The following is a 22726-nucleotide window of genomic DNA, read 5'->3' as shown; positions in this document are numbered from 1 at the left end:
CAACGCCACACGTAACGCCGTCGCCCATGCCCGCGAACTGCGCCCTTCCTGCCACCCACCCATTTACCTCTACGCAACGCTCAAATGCCTTTGTCCCCTCTAGCATCATCGTCAATGCCCATCAGCGTCCCCCTTTCTCCCAGTGCATCTCTGCCCAGCCCCAACGACAACGTGACCTGCGGCTCGCCGTCTTCCACGCCCTCATCAGAAATGACGCTCGATTGCTTGCTCCGGACCCGGCGTGAAGGGCGATGTACGTCACAACACCTATGGGAGAGGTTGATGAGCCTGGACACCGTGGCAGGCCGCCAGCTACGCGACAGTTGTCAGGTAGCGAGGCCCGACCGGGCCGACGAACTGGCCTTCTCGATGGCTGCGCTATTTTGCATCCCCGCGGAGAACAGAACCCTCGCGAATCTCGACGGCGCCGGCATCTTCATCGACCGCTCACGACTCGACCGGCTACGCCCCGAAATTGCCAACCTGCTCCTGAGCGACGAAGGGCTGCAACTCTGGCTCCAGTTCGCGGCATCTCCATCTGGATACCTCAGCGTGTTCGTCGATGCGATCATGAGCGAGACCTTTCCCACCTATCCGACGGGGCCGCTCGCGCGGGCGCTGAGCGTGCTGGTCGGCAGCGGGCGCGACATGACCAACGATGTCCCCCGGTCCGAAGCGCCCAACGAAGTCCATCTCCCGCTATGCCATCTGTGCTGCCACGTGGCCCCGGAATGGCTACCGTCGCTGCTTGAATTCGGGGCCGATGCCAACCAGGTCTCGTCAAGAGGTGTGCCACTGGTGGCGTCGGCCATGGCCGCAGAAGCCGACCGTCTGCATTCGCAGGGCTACGACCTGTTGGTCCCTCACGACTCGCTCTACCGTCTCGGGACGATGCTCAGAGCGCATGGTGCACACCTCACGCAGCCCTCGCGCGCGGGTTCTTCCCCTGCCATGTTGCTGACGCTGAACGGCTACTGCGGGGCGGCCGAGGTTCTGCTCGCGTTGGGGGGAGCCACGTGCAACGCCGTCGACGGCGGTCTCCAGGGCAACACGCTCATGCACCACCTCGCGTCTGCCGCGCAAGGCAAGCCGTACTCGTTCGCCGCCTTCTTCCTCTTCACGCTCGCACTGCGCTACGGCGGCGATCCCGATCAATCGAACTTCGCCGGCGTCACGCCCGCATCGCTGTTGCCGGATGGCCTTTTCCAATACTTGCGCCTGAGCCAGAAAATGATCACGCAGGCACGCGAACGAGCGCGGTACACCGTGGCCAACCCCAAACCAAAAACCGCCGAGGAAAAGAACGGCCTTCTGCCCATGGTCAGTGCCGTCCTCGCGACCGAAGCGAAGCGGTTATGCGATGTGGGACACGACCCCCTGCTGCCGCATGAATCGCTGCTCCAACTCGCGGCGTCGCTCAAGCGCCGCGGCGTGAATCTGACGCAACGGCATGCAGACGGCACCCCACCCGTGCTGTGGCTGACGCTGCGCGGTTACTGCGGCGCCGCGGAAGCCCTGCTCGCCACGCATCCGTGCTGCAACGAGCCGCAGTACGAAGGCAATACGCTCATGCACTTCCTTGCCGCAACCACGCGTTATCCCGCAGACGCCATCTACGCGGATTACATGCTCAATACGGCGCTGCGCTACGGCGGCAACCCCGCGCAACCCAACGCTACCGGAAATACGCCACTCGCGATGTTGACCCAGGAGCGCATCCGCTTTGTGCGCGCGGGCTTCTCCTTTATCTCCCAGACACGCAGGAAAGCGGCAGCGTCAGTCGCCAACCGCAAAAACCGAACCCCGCGAGCCGAAACACTGGATGAAGCACCGGTACTTGCCCATCCAATGCGACATTCCGCCGCAGCCACATAATATGCATTTCGTTTGCATCTTATAATCACCTCGCCGGGCCCCTGAAGTTGTTGTCGCGAGTTGAGCCTTGGGGCACCGGCGACCGAATACCGCACCGTGAGTCTTCCGTCATCGCTCAAGGCCATTCAAGGTCTTTCAAAGCGATTCAAGACGATGCGACGGTGCCGATGGACACCCACCAGTGCGCCCAAAAAGATGCATTTAAATTGCATCTTATAAACACAGGAGTCTTGCCATGCTTTCCGCAGCGTCCCGCCCCTACATCGACGCAAGCGTTCCCGTGCTGCGTGAGCACGGTCTTGCGATCACGCGTCACTTCTACGCGAGCATGTTCGAAGCGCACCCTGAGCTGCGCAACCTCTTCAACATGGGTAATCAGGCGAACGGTGCGCAGCAGCAGTCGCTCGCGTCCGCCGTATTCGCGTATGCCGCGAACATCGACAACGCTGCCGCCCTCGCGCCCGTGCTGGAGCGTATCGTGCACAAGCATGTGTCGGTCGGCATCACGCCGTCGCATTACCCGATCGTCGGCCGCCATCTGCTGGGCGCCATTAAGGACGTATTGGGCGACGCCGCGACGCCCGAACTGATTGCCGCCTGGGACGAAGCCTACTGGTTGCTCGCCGGTGAGTTGATCGCCGCGGAAGCCCGTCTGTCCGAGCGCACGCTCGCGCCGCTGGGCGCCCTTCGCGAACTGGTCGTGGCCGATGTCGACCGCGAAACGGAGCACGTGGTGTCGTACTACCTGCGTACGCACGAAGGTGGCTCGCCGGGCGAGTTCGCACCGGGGCAGTATGTGAGCGTTCAGGTCACGTTACCGGACGGCCTGCAACAGCGCCGCCAATACAGTCTCTCCGACGCGCCCGACGCCCCGCACTGGCGCATCACCGTCAAGCGTGAAGACGCCGGCAGCACAAAGCCCGCCGGTCAGGTCTCGAACTGGCTGCATGCCAATCTGAAGACGGGTGACCGCATTCTCGTGAGCCCGCCTTACGGCGAATTCACCCCGTCGCTCGACGCTGCGCACCCCTTCGTGCTGCTGAGCGCGGGCGTCGGTATCACGCCGATGATGTCGATGGTGAGCGCGCTGGCCGCGAAGGGATCGCGTCGCGAGATTCTGTTTGCGCACGCCGCACGTAACAGCTCGCATGTTGCGTTGCGTCGTCATCTGGCGTTTGCCGCTACGCAACTGCCACACCTGCGGGTCACGACATTCTTCGAAACGCCGTCGACCAGTGAGCGTGAAGGCGTCGACTACACGTTTGCAGGCCGCATGGACATCTCGCGCCTGTCCTTGCCCGCGAACGCCGACTACCTGTTGTGCGGCCCGGCAGCGTTCATGCAAGCCCAATGGCGTGCCCTGCGCGACGCCGGCGTGCCGGCCGAGCGCATGCATCGCGAGGTCTTCGGCCCGGACGCGCTGGATCACTTGCTCTGATCCACGTCTTTGCGCCAGTAGAAAACAGGTAGAAGGCAAACGGTAAACGCACAGGGCCCCCAATCGGGGGCCCTGTCGTATTTCAACGCGGCATCGCTGCCGCTACACCTCAGTCGATCAATGCGCCCGAGGCGTCGTAGAACGGGTGCGAGCCGCCGGCATCGTCCACGAAGGCGAGATGCGAGACCAGTCCGGTCTGCGGCGTGAACCGGTGCAACTGGAACGCCGGGGGATCGAGCACCCATGCGGACGGCCCGCCCTCACGCAGATCGAGGGCAACCTGGTGCGCAGGCGACGGGCACACGCTCGCAACGGTGCCCGCGAAACGCGTGTGAATCGGTCGATGCACATGCCCGCAAATCACGCGTTCCACGTTGTCGAAACGACGCACGATGGCCGCCAGCTTCGCCGCATCCGCCGCGTCGAGCGCCTGAACGTCCATATGCTCGATACCGCACGCGAAGGGCGGATGGTGCATGGCGATGACGGTCGGCGTCTGCGTGTCGCTGGACAGCGTGGCCTCAAGCCAATCGCGTCGCTCGTCGCACAGCTTCCCGCCGCCATTGGGCGGGTCTTGCGTATCGAGCGCAACGAGTCGCATCGGCCCGAACATCGCGGTGTACTGCACGAAATTGCCAGGCTTGCCGAGATACGTATGCTCCGGGAACACTTCGCGCAGCGCGTCGCGCCCGTCGTGATTGCCGATGACGAGGTAGTACGGGATTTGCAGCGGCGTGAGCAAGCGGCGAAGGTGCTCGTATTCCTCGCGAGCGCCGAAGTCGACGAGATCGCCCGTGAGCACAACGAAGTCCGGACGCGGCACAAGCGTATTGAGACGCGCCACGCAGCGCTCGAGATAGGCGGCGGTATCGACGCGGCGGTAAGCGAGCTTGCCGGGCCGTTTGATGTGAAGGTCGCTGATTTGCGCGAACAGCATGAGCGGATTATCCGTGAAGCGAAAAGACATGGGCGGCGGCCAGCGAGAGGCCCACCTTATCGCCGACGCGGCACTCGCGACGGCTCGAAACTTCGACCAGCACGCTGCCTGCGGCCGACACCCCACTAAGCGTCAGACGCGTACGGTCGCCGAGAAATTGCACTTCCTCGATGCGTCCCGTGACGGCGGCGTCGCCCTCGGGCACCACGATGGCGTCTTCAGGGCGGAAATAGAGTTCCTGCACATCGGCACGCACATTCGGACAAGCGAAATGCCCGCCGTCGAGATGGAAGTGACCGTCGCGCCAAACACCAGCCAGACGGTTGAGCGTACCCACGAAGTTCGCCACGTGACGCGAGGCCGGCTGGTAGTAGATGTCGCGCGGCGCGCCGATCTGTTCGATGCGGCCCGCGCTCATCACCACGATGCGGTCGCCCAGCGCCATCGCTTCGTCCTGATCGTGGGTGACGTACACCGTCGTCACGCCGAGCCCGCGCAGCAGGCGGTCCATATCGGCGCGCACGGTCTCGCGCAGCTTGGCGTCCAGCGCGGTGAGCGGCTCGTCGAGCAATAGCACACGCGGCTCCGGCGCGAGCGCGCGCGCCAGGGCGACGCGCTGCTTCTGACCACCGGAGAGCTGTGCGATTGCGCGATCTGCGTACGGCGTGAGATGCACCAAATCAAGCAACTCGTCCACACGCTTGTTGATCTGGGCCGACGGCAGGCCGCGCAACTTGAGGCCGTACGCAACATTTCCGCGTACGGTGAAGTTCGGGAACAGCGCGTAGTTCTGGAACACCATGCCTACGCGACGCTTCTCGATCGGCAGACGCGTGACGTCTTCGTCGCCGAAGCGCACACGCCCCCCCGCGTCAGGACGTTCAAGCCCGGCGATCATGCGCAGGGTCGTCGTCTTGCCGCAGCCCGACGGGCCGAGCAGCACCAGCGTCTCGCCCGCGCCGATCGTCAGATCGAGCGGTTGCAGGACGGTGTTGCCGTGAAACGTCTTGGCACAGCGTTCAAGATGAATGGGGATGGAGGTCAGTTTCATCGTCATATCCTTGGCATTCGGTGTGCGTGCAGCGCAACCGTGTCATCAGGTGCGCCCGCGCGCATTGCGGACTTTCGTGCGCTGAGCCGTCATCTGCATGACGATGAGCAGCGGCACGATCAGCACGAAAAACACCGCCGTGTAGGCGCTGCCGATCTCCAGGCGCAGCGACGCGTAAGCGTCCGCCAGGCCCACGGGCAGCGTCTTGGTATCGGGCGTATGCAGCATCCACGTCAGGTTGAATTCGCCGAGCGAGAGCGTCACCACGATGAGCGCGGCCGCCACGATTTCGCTACGAATGTTGGGCAGCACCACAGTCGTGAAGCGTCGCAGGAAGCTCGCCCCGAGACTTGCCGCGCCCTCTTCCATCAGCTTGATGCGTGAGTCGGCACACGCCGCGGCCACGGCGCGCACCATGAACGGCAGCGTGAAGATCACGTGCCCCACCACGATGAACGCGAGGCTCTCGCGAAACCCGCGCATGCCGCCGTACACGCTGATCAACGCCAGCGCGCTCGCCAGCCCCGGCAGCGCGATCGGCAGCGTGAGCAGCTCTTCGATCCAGCGCGCCATGCGGCTCTGCCAGCGGGCAAGTACGTAACCGGCGGGCACACCGATCAGCGCCACCACCACGAGGGTGGCGGCGCCGACGTAGAGCGAATTCAGAATCGCGTCGTGATAGTCCTGCCAGACCTGAATCACCCACTTGAATGTGAGGCCGGCCGACGGACCACGGAAATAATTCACCGACAGCCCGGCGAGAATCGACATTCCCACGGGAATCAACAGAAACGCGCACATCAGCAGCGTGAGCAGCAACTGCAGCGTGAAAAGGGTTTTCTTGAGCATGCGGATCAACCTCCGGCGGCGACAGCCTGCCCAGCGAAATTACGCGCGAGCATGAGCACCGCCCACGTGACGATGCCGAGAATCACCGAGAGGGCCGCCGCCGTCGCCACATTCGCGTTGAGCGTGAACTCGGTGTAGATGGTCATCGGTAAGACGTCGATATCGGTGGCCAACGTGAAGGCCGTACCGAAAGCGCCCACCGAAGTCGCAAAACACATCGCGCCCGAAGCGATCAGCGCGGGGGCCAGTGCGGGCAACGTCACGTCGCGGGCGATGGCGAACGGCCCGGCGCCGAGCGACGACGCCGCTTCCGTGAGCGAATGATCGAGCGACTCCGCGGCGGCCATCACGGCCAGAATCACGCGCGGAATCGAGAAATACAGATAGCCGATAAACAGGCCCGCGAGCGAATACGCGAACACGAGCTTGTGACCGAAGAGCTTCGACGTCAGGTCGCCGATGAGCCCCTGACGCCCCGCGAGCATGATGACCATGAAACCGACCACCACGCCGGGGAACGCCAGCGGCAGGGTAAGCATCGACACGAGTGCCGACTTACCCGGAAAGTCATGACGGGTGAGGAAGAGGCCCGCCACAAGCGATAACGCCAGCGTGGCCAAAGTGACCAGTGCCGAGAGCACCACGGTCTGCCACAGGCTGTCGAGATAACGCGCATTGGTGAGAATGGCGCGGTACGTCTCGAACGCGTGACCGTCGCCGCTTACCTGCACAAGTGCGGCCATCGGCAGTAGCCAGAACGCCAGAAAAACCGCCAGTGCCGGTAGCAGAAGTGCCACGCGCCAGCCGCGCGGCAAAGTCAGGTCACGCATCGCTTGCTTTGCTCCTCTTCCTCGTTGGTCGTTGTGTACGGTATTTACGTTACGTACGGTGTGCGGCTAACGACTTAGCGCACGTTCTTCAGGTACTGCTGACCGAACGCGTCCTGCTGTGCGGCGAGCTTTTGCAGATCGACCGGCTTCACGCGGGCGTAATCGGTCGACGGCAGGAACTTGGCAGCCACATCGGCCGGCATCGTGCTTGCGCGCACCGGACGCAGGAATGCCTGCGCCCAATGTGCCTGGCCCTTGTCGGACAGCGTGTAGTCGATCACCTTCTTGCCGTTGTCGCTATGCGGCGCGTTCTTCACCAGCGCGATCACGTACGGCAGCGACACGCTGCCTTCCTTCGGAATCACGAACTGCACGTTGGCGCGGTCCTTGTAGATGGCGCGGTAGGCATTGAAGTCGAAGTCGATCAGGATGGGGATCTCACCCGAGAGCACGCGGGCGTAGGCCGTCTGCTTCGGGACGATCGGCGCGTTGGCCTTGAGCTTCTGGAAGAAGCTGATGGCCGGGCCGAAGTTGTCCATCGAACCGCCGAGCGCCTGGTTGGCGGCAATCGCGGCGGCGTAGCCGGCGAATGCGCTGCTCGGGTCCAGATAGCCCACCATGCCGCGATATTCCGGCTTGAGGAGGTCGGCCCACGAACGCGGCACCGGCTTGCCTTCCAGGGCGTCGCGGTTCACGAAGAAGCCGACCGTGCCGGAGTGGATCGTCGTCCACATGCCGTTCGGATCCTTCAGGTTGGCGGGCACCTGATCCCAGTTCGCCGGCTTGTACGGCGCGAGCAGGCCCTTCTTCGCGGCTTCGATGGCCGAGGTGATGCCCAGATAGACGATGTCGGCCACCGGGGCCTTCTGCTCGGCGATCAGCTGCGCGACTGCCTGGCCCGAGTTCTTGTTATCGAGCGGCACGCGAATGCCGGTGTCCTGCGCAATCGACTTGACCTGACCGGCCCAGTCCGCCCATTCCGGCGGGCAGTTGTAGCAGATGGCGGTCTGCTGGGCATGCGCGGCGCCAGCGCCGAGCAAGGTGAACAACGCCAGCGTGCGAGCGGCGCGGGTAATCCAAAGCTTCATTTCTGGGCTCCTGAAAGTCTGAGCGTTGGCGGCACGCTCGTGCCGCCGCAGGTTACGTTCTCTACAGTCTGGTACGGGCCTTGCGGCCGGATGCCTGATTGCCTCGGCCTGCGCTGAACTCTCTTTGCGGAGCCAGTCGTCGGCCACTTTCCTTGCTGCTTTCTTGATGCTTTCTTGCTATTTCCGACTATTTCTTTGGTACGGCGAAGACTTCAAAAACGGTTTCTCGACTGCCTCACCGCGGCTTGCGCGGCGGTGCCGACACCGTGCCGCCGCGGCGAATCTCGTGCGGCAGAATCAGCGCGTGGCTGAGTGAAGCATCGGGTGAAGGCGCCGTGCCCGTGCGTCCATCGATCTGCGCGAGCAATCGCTGCGCGGCATGACGGCCGATGTCTACGCTGGGCTGCACGACGGTGGCGAGCGTGGGCGAGAGCAATTCACCCACCGCCAGGCCGTCGAAGCCGAGCACGGAGATGTCGTCCGGCACACGCAGACCGGCTTCGCGCAGCGCGCGCATCACACCGAGCGCCAGCAGGTCGTTGGAGCAGAACAGTGCCGTGGGACGCGCGCCGTCGCGCTCGCGCTGCGCCAGCCATTCACGAACCCGCTCACCGCGTGCCCCGCTGTTGAAATCGATCTCGAAGGCCGGCAGCGGCGTGAGACCCGCGGCTTGCATGGCGTCGCCATAGCCGAGATAACGACGCTTCGCGCGGTCGGACGCATGCAGCGCCCCCGTCACCATGACGATGTCGCGATGCCCCGCCTCGATCAGCATGGCCACGCCCTGCGCGGCGGCCGCCCGGTTGTCGACGGACACGCACGGACGCTCCGGCGCGTCGTTATAGACGAGTTGGCACGCCACCCCTTCGGCGGCAAGATCGTCGACGAGCGCGCTGCGTTCGGCGTCGGCCAGCGTTAGCAGCAGGCCATCCACACGCTGTTGCAGCAATGTCTCGATGGCATTGCGCTCACGCTCGGGGTCGTATTGGGTGGTGACGAGCAGCAGGCGACGGCCGGTGCCGTCGATGGCCGCCTCGATGCCTTCCAGGCAGTCGGCGAAGACCGGGTTGCCGAGCGTGGGCAGCATCACGCCGATCAGGCCGGTACGCTCGCCGCGCAACTGGCGACCGAGCGCGTTGGGGCGGAACTTGAGCTCGGCAGCGGCCGCCTGCACACGGGCGAGCGTCTCGGGACGCACCAGTTGCGGCGAATTGAGCGCGCGCGACACTGTCGCGATCGAACACCCTGCACGCTGCGCCACATCCCGAATATCTGCCACTCCCTGCTCCTCTTGTTCTGGACGTCGATTTTTGACGTTGACGGATTTTACGCAAATGTAAACGTTTACGAAAACGTTTTCACTTCGGGATTCTATGGATGGATTGTGATGAATTCGTGACACGGAATATTTCGATGCCGCTTGGTGCAGCGGGGCGGAGGCCAACGACCGGCGTTGCCGCAAAGCGGCCAGGATGTGACTCGCGCTGAATCATTCGATGGCCTTCAGTGAAATTTTATAATTTGCAGTGACGGAAAACCTTCATCGTGGCGTTGGCAGCGCACGGTCGACGCGCAAATCACGGTGCTCGTGGAATTCCTTCGGGATGCGGGCACTGTTCAGCCGGGACGCCTCGTTACCGTCGATGCCGAACGTATCTCCGCCCCGACGATCCGGTACGCCGGCCTCGTGCATGACGGGTTTCAGGAATGCACCGTCACCGGCGAGTTGCTTGACGCAGGGGGCGTGTCGACAGAGGTCGTTCGCTGCGCGGACGTGCCCGCCTTCATCATTCTGAAAGCGCTGACGCTGGACGATCGGCACGAGAGCGAGGATGCCGCCTATACTTAAATTCCCCCTTTTTGCCGGGGCAAGACGGCACCCCACTCCTCCACGACCGGGAACGGCCATGAACGATTATCACTTCCTCACCTTGTGGCGGCTGACCGCTCCGCTTAACGAAGTCTGGGACACGCTTCGCGATGTCGACCATTGGGCGCGGTGGTGGCCATGTGTGCGTGAAGTGCGCACCCTGGACACGGGCGACGCCGACGGCGTGGGCGCCGTCAGGGAGCTGACCTGGCACGGTGCGCTGCCCTATTCGCTCACATTCGAGACCCGCATCACCCACATCGACCCGATGCGCGAGGTGCGCTCCGTCGCCACCGGGCAGGCGCAGGGCACCGGCGTCTGGCGCTTCGATCAGGAAGGCTCGATCACCGTCGTGCGTTATGCCTGGGACGTGCACACCGAACGCGTCTGGATGAACAAGCTCGCGCCGCTCGCCCGGCCGCTGTTTCGCTGGAATCACAACTATGTGATGCGCCGCGGCGGTGAAGGCCTTGCCGCCGTGCTCAACGCCCATCTGGTCGAATGCCTCGATACCGACCTGCCGCCCGCGGCCATCGGCGAGGAACGCGACCCGCGCCAATTGCGCGAAGCTCGCACCCGCGTCAGTCACGACCCCCACCACTGAGCCCCTCGCGCCAGTGTCCGTCGTGAACCCTCTCAGCTATTCCATTCAGGAATAGACGATTCAATAGATTTCATTATTTTTTATATATCCGGATGCCTAGACTGAGGGCATCCGGCGGTAGATCTCACGTCAAGACGACCATCACCTCGCCCGCCGGTCCGCAAAACCCTCTGCTCCAGGAGATCTCGTGAGCCTTGCGACTGCGCCGCTGCTGCGGCATTACGTGGATGGCGCCTTCGTTGGCACCGATCGCCAGTTCGATAACGTCAGCCCGGTGGACGGGCGGCTCGTCGCCAAGGTGTGCGAAGCCGACGCCGCCACCGTCGATCGCGCGGTCAGCGCGGCCCGGCGCGCACTGCACGAAGGCCCATGGGGCAAAACCACGCCCGCCGAGCGCGCCGCCGTGCTGCACCGCATCGCCGACGGCATCCAGGCACGCTTCGACGACTTCGTTGCCGCCGAGGTGGCCGACACCGGCCGTCCCGAGGAACAGGCGCGCACGCTGGACATCGCGCGCGGCATCGCCAACTTCCGCATGTTCGCGGACCTCGTGAAGACCGCCGGCAGCGAGATGTACGAGATGCGCGCGGCCGAGGGCGGCGACGTGATGAACTACGTCACGCGCAAGCCGCTCGGCGTGATCGGCATCATCTCGCCGTGGAATCTGCCACTGCTGCTGTTCACGTGGAAGGTCGCCCCCGCGCTGGCGATGGGCAATTGCGTGGTCGCCAAGCCCTCGGAAGAAACGCCCTCCTCGGCCACGTTGCTCGCCGAAGTGATGGACGCGGCCGGTGTGCCACCTGGCGTCTTCAACCTTGTGCACGGCTTCGGCCCGGACTCGGCCGGCGAATTCCTCACCCAACATCCGGACGTTGCCGCCATCACCTTCACCGGCGAATCGCGCACGGGCAGCGCCATCATGAAAGCCGTGGCCGACGGTGTGAAGGAAATCTCGTTCGAACTCGGCGGCAAGAACGCCGCCGTCGTGTTCGCGGACGCCGATTTCGACAAGGCGGTCGACGGCGTGGTGCGCTCGTCGTTTACCAACGCCGGTCAGGTGTGTCTGTGTTCGGAGCGGGTCTACGTCGAACGGCCGATCTTCGAGCGCTTTGTCGCCGCGCTGGCCGAGCGCGCCGCCGCCCTGCGCATCGATGCACCCGACGCCCCCGGCGTACAGATGGGACCGCTGGTGTCTCGCAAGCATCGCGAGAAGGTGCTCTCGTACTACCGTCTGGCCGTCGAAGAAGGGGCGACGGTCGTGACCGGCGGCGGCGTGCCTGCCTTTGGCGACGCGCGCGACGAAGGCGCCTTCGTCCAGCCTACGGTGTGGACCGGCCTGCCCGACACGGCACGCTGCGTGCGCGAGGAAATCTTCGGACCGGTGTGCCACGTTGCCCCGTTCGACCGCGAGGACGAAGTGATTCGCCGGGTCAACGACAGCGACTACGGCCTCGCCGGCTGCGTGTGGACGACGAACCTGTCGCGCGCGCATCGGGTGGCGCGTCAGTTCCAGACGGGGCTCGTGTGGGTCAACACCTGGTTCCTGCGCGACCTGCGCACACCGTTCGGCGGCGTGAAGCTCTCCGGACTGGGCCGCGAAGGCGGACGCCACTCGCTCGACTTTTATTCCGAAATCACCAACATCTGTATCAAGCTGTGAGGCGACGGTGCGGCAGTGTCGATGAGGGTCGAGACTGCCGCACCCACGCGCCATCCCGCTAAAGCACAACGGAGACTGAATTCATGAGCGCATCGCAAGAAACGCAAGCCCGTGTGGTCGAAGGCAAAGCCAAGCCGCGCGGCAAATTCCCGCATATCAAACGCGCGGGCGATTTCCTGTTTGTCTCCGGCACCAGTTCGCGCCGTCCCGACAACTCCTACGCCGGGGCTCAGGTCGATGCGCTGGGCGTGACGCAACTCGACATCCGCGAGCAAACGCGCGCCGTCATCGAGAACATTCGCGATATTCTCGCGAGCGAAGGCGCCACCCTGGCCGACGTTGTCGAAGTCGGCTCGTTCCTTGTGAACATGAATGACTTCGGCGGCTACAACGAGGTGTACGGCGAATATTTCGACGAGAACGGCCCGACACGCACCACGGTGGCCGTCCACCAATTGCCGCATCCGCTGCTGCTGATCGAAATCAAGTGCGTGGCCTACGCACCGCGGGCGCGCTGAATCGATCGAATCGATAGCGCCCCCTCAAGCCTCGAACCTCCACCTGACGCGGCATGACCGGGAGACAGCATGTTGACGTATGGCAAGCCTTTCAATTTCCAGCGCTGGATCGACGATCACGCGCATCTGCTCAAGCCGCCCGTCGGCAACCAGCAGGTCTGGCAGGACAGCGATTTCATCGTGACGGTCGTGGGCGGACCGAATCACCGCACCGACTATCACGACGATCCGCTCGAGGAGTTTTTCTATCAGTTCAAGGGCAATGCCTGGGTCAACCTGTGGATCGACGCCCGGGCGCAACGCGTCGATCTCAAGGAGGGCGACATCTTCCTGTTGCCGCCGCATGTGCGGCACTCGCCGCAGCGGCCCGAGGAAGGCAGCCTGTGCCTCGTCATCGAGCGTCAGCGTCCCGCCGGTCTGCTCGACGGCTTCGAGTGGTACTGCCTGAACTGCGGCACGCAGGTGCATCGTGTGGAGGTGCAGCTCAAGAGCATCGTGACCGACCTGCCGCCGCTGTTCGAAGCGTTCTACGGCAACGAGTCGCTACGCCGTTGCCCGAGCTGCGGCGAGATCCATCCGGGTCGCGCCGCGCAACCCAGGACCACCGCTGCGCCGGCCTGACGCGCGTGTCATAGCGACATTTAGCGTGCCTTGGCCCTCATCACGCCGCCCTCTGAACCTCACACATCACGTTATGAACAAAATCGACATGCACGCCCACTTCTTCCCGCGCATCACGCAGGAAGAAGCGGCCCGTCTCGACGCCGCGACCGCGCCCTGGCTGCGCATCGACGAGGGCGGCGAGACCGGCAACATCATGCTCGACAATCGCGCCTTCCGTCCGGTCTACCGCGCTTTGTGGGACCCCTCGCTGCGTATCGAAGAGCTCGACCGTCACGGCGTCGACCTGCAAGTGGTGTGCGCCACGCCGATCATGTTCGGCTACCGCTACGACGGACACGCGGTCATGGACTGGGTGCAGCGCATGAACGATCTCGCGCTGGAGCACTGCGCTTACGCACCCACGCGCCTGAAGGCGATGGCACAGGTGCCCCTGCAAGACCTCGATCTGGCCTGCGCCGAAGCGTCACGCGCCAAGGCCACCGGTCACGTCGGCGTACAGATCGGTAACCATCTGGACGAAAAAGATCTGGACGACGAACAACTCGTGGCGTTCTTGCGGCACTGCGGCGAGGAACACATCCCTGTCCTCGTGCACCCGTGGGACATGATGACCGACGGCCGCATGAAAAAGTGGATGATGCCGTGGCTCGTGGCCATGCCCGCCGAGACGCAGCTCTCGATCCTCTCGCTGATCCTCTCGGGCGCGTTCGAGCGCCTGCCGCGCTCGCTCAAGCTGTGCTTCGCCCACGGCGGCGGCGCCTTCCCGTATCTGCTGGGCCGGGCCGAGAACGCCTGGCATTGCCGCGACATCGTGCGCGCGGACAGCCCGCACCCGCCGTCGCACTATCTGGACCGGTTCTACGTGGACAGCGCCGTCTTCGACCCGCGCGCCCTGCGCCTGCTCGTCGACACGATGGGCGTGGAGCGCATCATGCTCGGCTCGGACCACCCGTTCCCGCTCGGCGAGCAGGACATCGGCCGTCTGGTAGCCGAACAGCCGGGGCTCGACGAAGCCGCGCGCCACCGCATGCTGGCCGGGAACGCCCGAGCGTTCTTCGGTCTGTAACTGGTGCTTTCCCGAGGTGTTTTTAAAAATGCTTGCCTACGCAAAAAGCGTCGTTTAGGCTGGGCACTAAAATATTTGATGCTTAAACAATTTTGACTATTTGAAATAGTCCGACGCACCTGGCCTGCCATGACCGACGTGAAGAAGCGGTCAGGTATCCCGGCGCGAGTCCACCGCTGACAGTGCTTGAATTCATCGTTTGGAGACCATGATGACGGGAACGAAGACCACGCAACGCAAAGCCCTCGCCGTACTGGGCGCCGTCGCCGCTGCTGCGGCGCTGCTCGCCTCGAACGGCGCGCACGCTCAGGTGAAGATCGGCTTCATCGGCACGCTTTCCGGCCCGGGCGGTGCGCTAGGCCAGGATCAGTACGACGCCTTCATGCTCGCCGTCGAGCAAAAGGGCGGCAAGCTGGGTGGCGTGCCGGTGCAGGTGATCAAGGAAGACGATCAGCTCAAGCCCGACGTGGGCGTGCAGGCGGCGCAAAAGCTGGTGGAGCGCGACAAGGTGCAGCTCATCACCGGCGTGACGTTCTCGAACGTGATGATGGCCATCCATAAGAACGTGACGAACGCGGGCGTGGTCATGGTCGGCTCGAACGCCGGTCCGACGCCGATCGCGGGTGAACAATGTTCCCCGAACTTCTTCTCGACATCGTGGGACAACGACGAACTGCACGAAGCCGGCGGTCAGCTCTCGACCGACCTCGGCTACAAGAAGATGTACGTGATGGCCCCGAACTATCAGGCCGGGCGCGACGCCGTGAACGGCTTCAAGCGCGACTACAAGGGCCAGATCGTCGACGAGGTGTACACGCAGGTCAACCAGCCCGATTACTCGGCGGAGATCGCCCAGTTGCAGGCCGCCAAGCCCGACGCCGTCTACGTGTTCTATCCGGGCGGCATGGGCGTGAACTTCGTCAAGCAATACCGTCAGGCCGGGCTGCTCGGCAAGATTCCGCTGATCTCCGTGTCGACCATCGACGGCTCGACGCTGCCGGCCCTGAAGGAACAGGCTGTGGGCAGCATCACCAGCGCGCCGTACTCGCCCGACCTCGACAACGCGCAGAACAAGCAATTCGTCGCGGCCTTCCAGAAGAAATACAACCGGGTGCCCTCGATGTACGCCGCACAGTCGTACGACGCCGCGAACCTGATCGACTCCGCCCTCACCAAGACCAAGGGCAGCGTTGCCGACCGCGAGGCCCTGCGTGCCGCGCTCAAGGCCGCCGACTTCCCGTCCGTGCGCGGATCGTTCAAGTTCGCCAGCAACCAGTTCCCCATTGCGCCGTTCTACCGCGTGGATGTCGTGAAGGACGGCAGCGGCGCAGCGTTTGCGAACAAGGGAAAGATCGACATCAAGACGCGAGCCAATCTGGCCTCGATGTGCAAGATCCGCTCGTAAGCCTCTGAACGCTGTAAAGCGGGGGCAACGCGCCCCCGCTGTCTTTGAGCACTATCGAGGGTTTATGAAGCGCTACCGCAATTTCGACGAAGCCGAGCTGGACATTCAGTACAACGCTCGCGCTACCACGCCCAACATTCTCGACATCCTGACGCAATACGCCGGCGAGAGCGCGCGTGCCCGCGCCACCGTGCCCTGCGTTCTCGATGTCGCCTACGGGGATCACCCCGACGAGACGCTCGACATCTTCCCCGCGCCCGCCCCTGGCGCGCCGGTGTTCTTCTTCGTTCACGGCGGCTACTGGCGCGCGCTGAACAAGAGCGATTCGAGCAACATGGCGCCCGCGTTCACGCGCGCTGGCGCCACCGTCGTCACCCTCAACTATTCGCTCGCGCCCGGCGCGTCGCTCGACACCATCGTCGACCAGACGCGCCGCGCACTGGCCTGGGTGCATCGCCACATTAGCGAGCACCACGGCGACGCGCGCCGCATTCACATCTGCGGCAGCTCGGCCGGCGGGCATCTCGTGGGCATGCTGCTCGCGCAGGGCTGGCACGCGCAATACGGCGTGCCGGAAGACGTCATCGCAGGCGCGGCGCCGCTCTCCGGCCTGTTCGATCTCACGCCGATTCCGTTCACGCATATCAACGCGTGGATGAAGCTGTCGGCGGACGACGCGCGCCGCAACAGTCCGCACTTCCAGTTGCCGGTCCACGGCTGCCCGATCGTCGTGTCTTACGGCGAGACCGAGACGGCGGAATTCAAACGCCAGAGCGACGACTATCTCGCCGCGTGGCGCGAGAAAGGCTTCGCGGGCGAGTACGTGCCGATGCCAGGGACCAATCACTTCGATATCGTGCTCACGCTGAACGACGCCACGAGCCCGCTCACGCAAGCCATCTTCCGTCAGATGGGCCTGCCCCGGGGGACGACATGAGCCTGACACTCTTCGTCATGCAGTGCCTGAACGGGCTGCAACTCGGCGTGCTGCTGTTTCTGATGGCCGCAGGTCTCACGCTGGTGTTCGGCATCATGAACTTCGTGAACCTCGCGCACGGCTCGCTGTACATGATGGGCGCCTTCATCGCGGCCACGGTGTACAACCACACCGGATCGTTCGCGCTCGCCGCCGTGGCCATCGTGCCGGCCATGCTGGTGATCGGTCTGATCGTCGAATTCGTCGCGCTCAAGACACTCTACGACCGCGATCACCTCGATCAGGTGCTCGCCACCTTCGGCCTGATCCTGTTCTTCAACGAACTCGCGCGCATGATCTGGGGGCCGTCGCCGTATTACATGGAGGTGCCCGAGTGGCTCGCCGGCACGGTCAGCCTGTTCGGTCTCGATTACCCGGCCTATCGTTTTCTCATCATCGTCGTGGGCCTCGTGGTGGCGCTGGGCTGCTACCTGCTGATTCACCGCACGCGCATCGGCATGCTGATCCGCGCCGGCTCGACGCATCGCCAGATGGTCGGCGCGCTCGGTGTGAACATCGTGCTGCTCAACTCGCTGCTGTTCGGGCTGGGCGCGATCCTCGCGGGAATCGCCGGACTCATGGCCGGGCCGATCCTCTCGGTGCAGCCGGGCATGGGGGAGCCGATCCTGATTCTGACGATGGTCGTGATCGTGATCGGCGGCATCGGCTCGGTGCGCGGCGCCTTTCTCGCCGCGCTGATCGTCGGCGTGGTCGATACGGTGGGACGTACCGCGTTGCCCACGCTGCTGCGCAGCCTCATGGAGCGCAGCACCGCCGATACGGCCGGACCCGCGCTCGCTTCGATGCTCATCTACCTGGTGATGGCGGCAGTGCTCGCCGTGCGTCCGCAGGGTCTCTTCCCGGTCAAACACGGCTAACCCACGGCTGATGACGGAAACGATGGAAATGAAACTCAATCTACGCACCGCCGTGCCATTGCTGTTACTGGCCTTTCTGGCGCTGGTGCCCCTGTACGCGACGTTTGCTCAGCAACCGTTCTTTCTCACCCTGTTCGGGCGCATCGTGGTGTTCGCCATCGCCGCCGTCTCGCTCGACCTGATCCTCGGCTACGGCGGCATGGTCAGCTTTGGCCATGCGCTGTATCTCGGTCTGGGCGCTTATGTCGTGGGCATTCTGAGCTTTCACGGCATCGACAACGGCTTCGCGCATCTCGGCGTAACGTTGCTGCTGTGCGCCATTGTGGGCGCGATCACCGGCCTGCTCTCGCTGCGCACGACCGGCATCGCCTTCATCATGATTACTCTGGCGTTCGCGCAGATGTTCTACTTCCTCGCCGTGAGCCTGAAGCAATACGGCGGCGACGACGGCCTGCCGGTGTCCGCAGGCAGCCGCTTCGGCAATGTGACGCTGGACGACCCCGCCGTGCTGTATTACGTGGCGTTCGCCGTGCTGTGCCTGTGCGTGTGGGCGGGCCGCCGTCTGGTCGAGGCGCGTTTCGGCATGGTCATTCGCGGCGCGCGTCAGAACGACCGCCGCATGCGCGCCCTCGGCTACCCGACGCTGCGCTACAAGCTCGTGGCGTACATCGTCAGCGCGATGGTCTGCGGCGTAGCGGGCATGCTCTATGCGAACCTCACGCACTTCGTCTCACCCGCCTACATGGCGTGGACGGCCTCGGGCGAACTGATCGTGATGGTGGTGCTCGGCGGCCTGGGGTCGTTCTTCGGCCCGGTGCTGGGCAGCGCCGCCATGCTGCTCATCGAGGAATGGCTCAAGGGCATGACGGAGCACTGGATGATTATTTTCGGGCCGCTGATCGTGGTGGCCGTCCTCGTCTCGCGACGCGGGCTTTACGGCCTGCTCGGCGACCTGCAGGTGCGTCTCTCGCGTCGCACGTGCACCGTGGAGGGCAAAGCATGAGCCTGCTCCGGGTCGACCAACTGGTCAAACGCTATGGCGGGCTGACCGCTACCGATCACTTCTGTCTGGACGTCGCGCCGGGTGAGCTGCATGCGATCATCGGCCCGAACGGCGCAGGCAAGAGCACGCTCATCGGCCAACTGGCAGGCGAGTTGCGCGCCGACGAGGGCAGCATTCATTTCAACGGTCACGACATCACCGCCATGCCCATCGAGCAGCGTGCCCGCTCGGGACTGACGCGCTCTTACCAGATCACATCGGTGTTTCGCGAGTTCACCGCGCTGGAAAACGTGCTCGTGGCCGTGCAGGCGATGCAGGGGCATAGCTTCGGGTTCTGGCGTCCGGCCATTCGCGAGGCTGCGCTGGTCGAACCGGCGCGCGAGATTCTGGCGCGCACCGGGCTGGCCGCCCGCATGAATGTGCCGGCGAGCGCCCTTGCCCACGGCGAACACCGTCAGCTCGAACTCGCGATGGCGCTCGCCGGCCAGCCGAAGCTGCTGCTGCTCGACGAGCCCATGGCCGGTATGTCGCAAGCGGAGTCCGAACAGATGACGCATCTGCTGGCCGATCTCAAGGGCGATTACGCCATCGTGCTCGTGGAACACGACATGGACGCCGTATTCGCACTGGCCGACCGCATCACGGTGCTGGTCTATGGACGCGCCATCGCCTGTGGCAATGGGGAGGCGATCCGCAACGATGCGCTCGTGCGCGAAGCCTATCTCGGGGACGAAACCCGCAACGAAATGCTGGGAGCGACGGCATGAGTACCTTGTTGTCTTTGTCCGGCGTCGAGTCGTACTACGGGGCGAGTCAGGCGCTGTTCGGCATGGATCTGGAAATCGAGCGCGGTGCGTTCGTCACCCTGCTCGGACGCAATGGCATGGGAAAGTCGACGACCGTCAAATCGATGACGGGTCTGATGCGTCCCGCTCGTGGCGAAATCGTGTTCGACGGGCAGCCGGTGCATGCGAGCCCGTCGCACCGCATTGCACGCGCCGGGATGGGACTTGTCCCCGAGGGGCGCCAGATTTTTCCCATTCTCACGGTGCGTGAGAACCTCGTCGCCACGGCGAGCAATCGTCATGGCGCGCCCTCTGCGTGGACGCTGGATCGCATCTACGAATTGTTTCCGCGCCTGCGTGAACGGGAGAAAAATCTCGGCAGCAATCTGTCCGGTGGCGAGCAGCAAATGCTAGCGATCGGCAGAGCGTTGATGACGAATCCGAAATTACTCATTCTTGACGAAGCGACGGAAGGGCTCGCGCCACTCATTCGCGGTGAAATCTGGCAATGTCTGAAGCAACTCAAGGGCAGCGGCTTGTCGATCCTCTGCATCGACAAGAATCTGGCTCCGATGCTGGCGCTCGGCGACCGCCACTACATCGTCGATAAAGGCCGCGTGGCTTGGCAGGGCGACTCGTCGCGGCTGCGTCAATCCTTGCCGGAATTGCAGGCTTATCTGGGCGTGTGAGGGGGTGCGCGGAGTGCACGCCAAGCTGCGGACGTCAGCTCTTTGCGTACACTCTGCGGCACCTCAACTACATGAGGTGCGTAGTACTCGATAGGTGTCAGACGCGAAAATCGGGAGTGTTTTGTGAAAGCACCCAGCAAAACTATGTGGTGCAATCACCTCCGCTTGATTGACTTTGCAAGCGCTCCCGATCAACTACTCATCGACACCGGTCAGGACTATGGCTTACTCGAATACGCCTTCGAATCCCTTCCGCTGGCTACTCACGCAGGACACCGGTGCGCCGCCGCCCGCTGAGCCGGCTCACGTCAAGAACGGTCTTCCTGCGGATCTTCCGCTCAACATCAAGGAGTTGCCACGTACACCGCTTCCCAAGCTGGAAGTGTTTCCCGACGAACTACTCGCGCTACGCAAGCATCTGGGCATGTCGCGCAATGTCTTTGCGCATTACCTGCGAACCAACCCGCGAACGCTGGAGAACTGGGAGCAAGGGCGGGCACGTCCGAACGCCCAGGCGGCCTGTCTGATCCGCCTCGTTCAACAGAACCCGGGACTGGTTTCGTCGCTAGCACGTCTTTGAACCGCTGAGTGCCGAGGCCAGGCAAGACCATGAGCCGGTTCATGGGGCGGTTGGTGAGGCGGTTATGGGCCAAGTAGGCCAGACTCATAGGCCCGGCATGCACTTGCCTCGGCCCATGTCACAGGGGGCATACCTTTGCGTCGGTATGCCCCCTGATTCATTTATGGATGGCGATGAATGGACTCCGGCGCCAGACCGCACGCCTCGCGAAGACAGGCGACGAACCGTGCGCACGCCGGGCTGGGCGATTTGTCGGCGCGTAGCGAATAGCCCACGTCACCGAAACTGCCGGGCATCGTGTCGGCCAGCACGCGCAGCAACCCCGATTCGACGAACGGCGTTGCCGCTGCACGCGGCATCAGCGCGACCCGCGGCGTCTCCAGCATCAGGCCGATGTTGGTCAGCACCGAGAGCGATTCCACGACATCCTCGGGCAACGCGAGGCCCGCGTCGTGAAAGAGCCGCTCGGCAGCCAGCCGGGACGGCGACTCGGGCACCGGCAGAATCCACCCGCCGTCGCGCAGTTGCGCAAGCGGTACGCGCTCGGGCATATGCGTCCAGTGACGCTTGCCACCGATCACGCTGAGCGATTCGTTGAAAAGAATCTCATGGGTCAGGGCGAAGGCATTCGCCACAGGCAGCGAGCGCTCGGGCAGACGTCCCACGACGATATCCAGATCGCCGCTCGCCAGCGCCGGGAAGAGCTGCGCTGTCGTGGCTTCGCGCACCGTGACGCGTACCCCCGGCGTGTGTTCCTTGAGCATAGCGATCGTGCGCGGCAGCAGATCGGCCGCCGCCGAAATGAGCGTGCCGACGATCACGTGTCCGCTCGTTCCCGCACTGAATGCGTTGACTTCGTCCGTCAGATAACGCAGTTCGGCCATCAGCGATTTCACGCGATGGCCGAGCAGCTCGCCCAGTTCGGTGGGCTGCATGCCGCGATTGCTGCGTACGAAGAGCGGCCCCTCGAAGCAGGCTTCCAGCTCGTGCACGATCTTGCTCACCGCAGGCTGCGTGAGGCCGGTCTCGTTCGCGGCACGCACGAGCGAGCCCGTCTCGAGCACGCGGTCGAAGACTTGAAGCTGGTGGAACTTGAGCTTTCGTCCGAGGTTGAGGGCAGTCCAGGCAAGTTTGCGCATCGGCGTCCTGTTCAGGCCGCCGCCGCGGAGCCAGACGCTGGCGGCGCCGCTGCCGACTCGGCAGGTTCGCCCGACAGGAAAGCCGCCACGTACTCTTCGAGCATGGCCACGTCCGGCAACGACGCCGGATTGACGTGATAATTGACGAGGCACCCGTCGAAGGTCAGCACGAGCATATCGATGAGACGAGCACGGCGAACGCCGTCGCGCGCGAGACTCGGCGCACTCGCCCCGAGCATGCCCGACAGCCGCTCCCGAAACCACTGAAGCAGCGACGGATCGTACGGATCGCCCGGGCTGACGGTCGCCAGTGCCTGCACCAGATTGTGCGAGAAGCCGTTGTCGAGCCTTGGCGTCTCGACGAGCAGGCCGCCGAGCAGGGTGCGCATGCGAGCATGCGCACCGTGTGCCGCCATGACCTGTGCCTCAAGTGCGGTGATCCGCGCCTTGAACCATGTCTCGTAGACGCAGAAGAAGACTTGCAGCTTCGCGGAGAAATAGCTGTAGATGTTCGCGTGCGAAATACCGGCACGCTTGGCAATCTGCACCATTGTGGTATCGACATACCCCTTTTCGAGAAACAGGGCATGCGATGCTTCGAGAATGGCGAGACGAATGTCTTCTTTCTTGACTTGTGGCATGTGTAAGTCTGCACGGAGACGCCGGGCACCTCGATCGAGAATTCTCAACTTTCACTGACGTCAATACCCGATGTCAGCGGGCACAGTATGCCAGTGCAAACGCAAGTTGCGTCGAAAACTACGCGCAAACACTCCCCCGGATTTTCCCGGTATTTCAACGCATACATCGTGGATTGCGATGACAGACATCGCTTAATGCGCCGTCTTGACGCACGCTGCC

23 protein-coding genes are annotated in these 22726 nt (G+C 63.8%); 15 read left to right on the top strand and 8 right to left on the bottom strand.

All coding sequences use genetic code 11. From position 1 onward, the window contains the following. Nucleotides 1–282 precede the first annotated feature (282 nt). Both ACIPHM_RS15735 and hmpA read left to right on the top strand, forming a co-directional pair. Complete coding sequence (locus ACIPHM_RS15735; RefSeq protein ID WP_400329795.1) at nucleotides 283–1875, top strand: hypothetical protein; 1593 nt, start codon at nucleotides 283–285, stop codon at nucleotides 1873–1875. A 235-nt stretch (nucleotides 1876–2110) separates the two neighbouring features. Then, on the top strand, nucleotides 2111–3313 hold the full coding sequence (gene hmpA / locus ACIPHM_RS15730) for an NO-inducible flavohemoprotein (protein WP_400329792.1): 1203 nt from the start codon (nucleotides 2111–2113) through the stop codon (nucleotides 3311–3313). Between the two features lie 109 nt (nucleotides 3314–3422). Here hmpA and ACIPHM_RS15725 read toward each other — a convergent pair whose 3' ends face one another. The 6 genes from ACIPHM_RS15725 to ACIPHM_RS15700 form a co-directional block, all read right to left on the bottom strand. Then, complete coding sequence (locus ACIPHM_RS15725) at nucleotides 3423–4250, bottom strand: phosphodiesterase (protein ID WP_400329790.1); 828 nt, start codon at nucleotides 4248–4250, stop codon at nucleotides 3423–3425. 7 nt (nucleotides 4251–4257) lie between these two features. Further along, the gene (locus ACIPHM_RS15720; RefSeq protein ID WP_400329788.1) at nucleotides 4258–5301 is read right to left on the bottom strand and encodes an ABC transporter ATP-binding protein; all 1044 of its coding nucleotides are present in this window, start codon (nucleotides 5299–5301) and stop codon (nucleotides 4258–4260) included. Nucleotides 5302–5346: 45 nt separating this feature from the next. Next, nucleotides 5347–6150, bottom strand: coding sequence for an ABC transporter permease (locus tag ACIPHM_RS15715; RefSeq protein WP_400329785.1), 804 nt, complete (start codon nucleotides 6148–6150; stop codon nucleotides 5347–5349). A gap of 5 nt (nucleotides 6151–6155) precedes the next feature. Next, entirely contained in the window at nucleotides 6156–6980 is an 825-nt protein-coding gene (locus ACIPHM_RS15710) for an ABC transporter permease (protein ID WP_400329782.1), read from the bottom strand. Nucleotides 6981–7054: 74 nt separating this feature from the next. Further along, on the bottom strand, nucleotides 7055–8068 hold the full coding sequence (locus tag ACIPHM_RS15705; protein WP_400329779.1) for an extracellular solute-binding protein: 1014 nt from the start codon (nucleotides 8066–8068) through the stop codon (nucleotides 7055–7057). 235 nt (nucleotides 8069–8303) lie between these two features. Then, nucleotides 8304–9347 (bottom strand): LacI family DNA-binding transcriptional regulator, encoded by a 1044-nt coding sequence (locus ACIPHM_RS15700; RefSeq protein ID WP_400329776.1) that lies wholly within the window; start codon nucleotides 9345–9347, stop codon nucleotides 8304–8306. 303 nt (nucleotides 9348–9650) lie between these two features. Here ACIPHM_RS15700 and ACIPHM_RS15695 point away from each other — a divergent pair, with 303 nt between their 5' ends. The 13 genes from ACIPHM_RS15695 to ACIPHM_RS15635 all read left to right on the top strand — a co-directional run bounded on the left by ACIPHM_RS15695 (nucleotide 9651) and on the right by ACIPHM_RS15635 (nucleotide 20726). After that, on the top strand, nucleotides 9651–9917 hold the full coding sequence (locus tag ACIPHM_RS15695) for a hypothetical protein (protein WP_400329774.1): 267 nt from the start codon (nucleotides 9651–9653) through the stop codon (nucleotides 9915–9917). 58 nt (nucleotides 9918–9975) lie between these two features. Beyond that, nucleotides 9976–10542: an SRPBCC family protein gene (locus ACIPHM_RS15690; protein ID WP_400329772.1), complete on the top strand. Its 567-nt coding sequence runs from the start codon at nucleotides 9976–9978 to the stop codon at nucleotides 10540–10542. 187 nt (nucleotides 10543–10729) lie between these two features. After that, a complete protein-coding gene (locus ACIPHM_RS15685) occupies nucleotides 10730–12202 on the top strand; it encodes a 2-hydroxymuconic semialdehyde dehydrogenase (RefSeq protein ID WP_400329770.1) in 1473 nt (490 codons plus the stop codon). Nucleotides 12203–12285: 83 nt separating this feature from the next. Continuing rightward, entirely contained in the window at nucleotides 12286–12720 is a 435-nt protein-coding gene (locus ACIPHM_RS15680) for a RidA family protein (RefSeq protein ID WP_400329767.1), read from the top strand. Nucleotides 12721–12789: 69 nt separating this feature from the next. After that, nucleotides 12790–13341 (top strand): 3-hydroxyanthranilate 3,4-dioxygenase, encoded by a 552-nt coding sequence (locus tag ACIPHM_RS15675; RefSeq protein WP_400329765.1) that lies wholly within the window; start codon nucleotides 12790–12792, stop codon nucleotides 13339–13341. A 73-nt stretch (nucleotides 13342–13414) separates the two neighbouring features. Further along, nucleotides 13415–14410 carry an amidohydrolase family protein gene (locus tag ACIPHM_RS15670; RefSeq protein WP_400329762.1) on the top strand — a complete coding sequence of 332 codons (996 nt, stop codon included), beginning with the start codon at nucleotides 13415–13417 and terminating at the stop codon, nucleotides 14408–14410. A gap of 211 nt (nucleotides 14411–14621) precedes the next feature. Then, entirely contained in the window at nucleotides 14622–15815 is a 1194-nt protein-coding gene (locus ACIPHM_RS15665) for an ABC transporter substrate-binding protein (protein ID WP_400330029.1), read from the top strand. 64 nt (nucleotides 15816–15879) lie between these two features. Further along, nucleotides 15880–16752: an alpha/beta hydrolase gene (locus ACIPHM_RS15660; RefSeq protein WP_400329759.1), complete on the top strand. Its 873-nt coding sequence runs from the start codon at nucleotides 15880–15882 to the stop codon at nucleotides 16750–16752. Further along, nucleotides 16749–17669, top strand: coding sequence for a branched-chain amino acid ABC transporter permease (locus ACIPHM_RS15655; protein ID WP_400329757.1), 921 nt, complete (start codon nucleotides 16749–16751; stop codon nucleotides 17667–17669). The genes ACIPHM_RS15660 and ACIPHM_RS15655 overlap by 4 nt, the downstream gene beginning before the upstream one ends. Before the next feature lie 28 nt (nucleotides 17670–17697). Then, on the top strand, nucleotides 17698–18672 hold the full coding sequence (locus ACIPHM_RS15650) for a branched-chain amino acid ABC transporter permease (RefSeq protein ID WP_400329754.1): 975 nt from the start codon (nucleotides 17698–17700) through the stop codon (nucleotides 18670–18672). Further along, the gene (locus tag ACIPHM_RS15645; protein ID WP_400329751.1) at nucleotides 18669–19439 is read left to right on the top strand and encodes an ABC transporter ATP-binding protein; all 771 of its coding nucleotides are present in this window, start codon (nucleotides 18669–18671) and stop codon (nucleotides 19437–19439) included. Before ACIPHM_RS15650 ends, ACIPHM_RS15645 begins: the two co-directional genes overlap by 4 nt. Beyond that, complete coding sequence (locus ACIPHM_RS15640; protein ID WP_400329748.1) at nucleotides 19436–20146, top strand: ABC transporter ATP-binding protein; 711 nt, start codon at nucleotides 19436–19438, stop codon at nucleotides 20144–20146. The genes ACIPHM_RS15645 and ACIPHM_RS15640 overlap by 4 nt, the downstream gene beginning before the upstream one ends. Nucleotides 20147–20366: 220 nt before the next feature. Then, the gene (locus tag ACIPHM_RS15635) at nucleotides 20367–20726 is read left to right on the top strand and encodes a helix-turn-helix domain-containing protein (protein WP_400329745.1); all 360 of its coding nucleotides are present in this window, start codon (nucleotides 20367–20369) and stop codon (nucleotides 20724–20726) included. Between the two features lie 161 nt (nucleotides 20727–20887). Here ACIPHM_RS15635 and ACIPHM_RS15630 read toward each other — a convergent pair whose 3' ends face one another. Together ACIPHM_RS15630 and ACIPHM_RS15625 are read right to left on the bottom strand one after the other, a co-directional pair. Continuing rightward, nucleotides 20888–21865, bottom strand: a complete 978-nt coding sequence (locus ACIPHM_RS15630; RefSeq protein ID WP_400329742.1) for a LysR substrate-binding domain-containing protein — start codon at nucleotides 21863–21865, stop codon at nucleotides 20888–20890. 11 nt (nucleotides 21866–21876) lie between these two features. Continuing rightward, nucleotides 21877–22506, bottom strand: a complete 630-nt coding sequence (locus ACIPHM_RS15625; protein ID WP_400329739.1) for a TetR/AcrR family transcriptional regulator — start codon at nucleotides 22504–22506, stop codon at nucleotides 21877–21879. Nucleotides 22507–22726 lie beyond the last annotated feature (220 nt).

The sequence above is a fragment of the Pandoraea sp. NPDC087047 genome (assembly GCF_044745225.1).
Classification (GTDB): Bacteria; Pseudomonadota; Gammaproteobacteria; order Burkholderiales; family Burkholderiaceae; genus Pandoraea.
The sequence above is the reverse complement of the archived record's forward strand: the minus strand, read 5'-3'. Positions and strand labels throughout refer to the sequence as shown.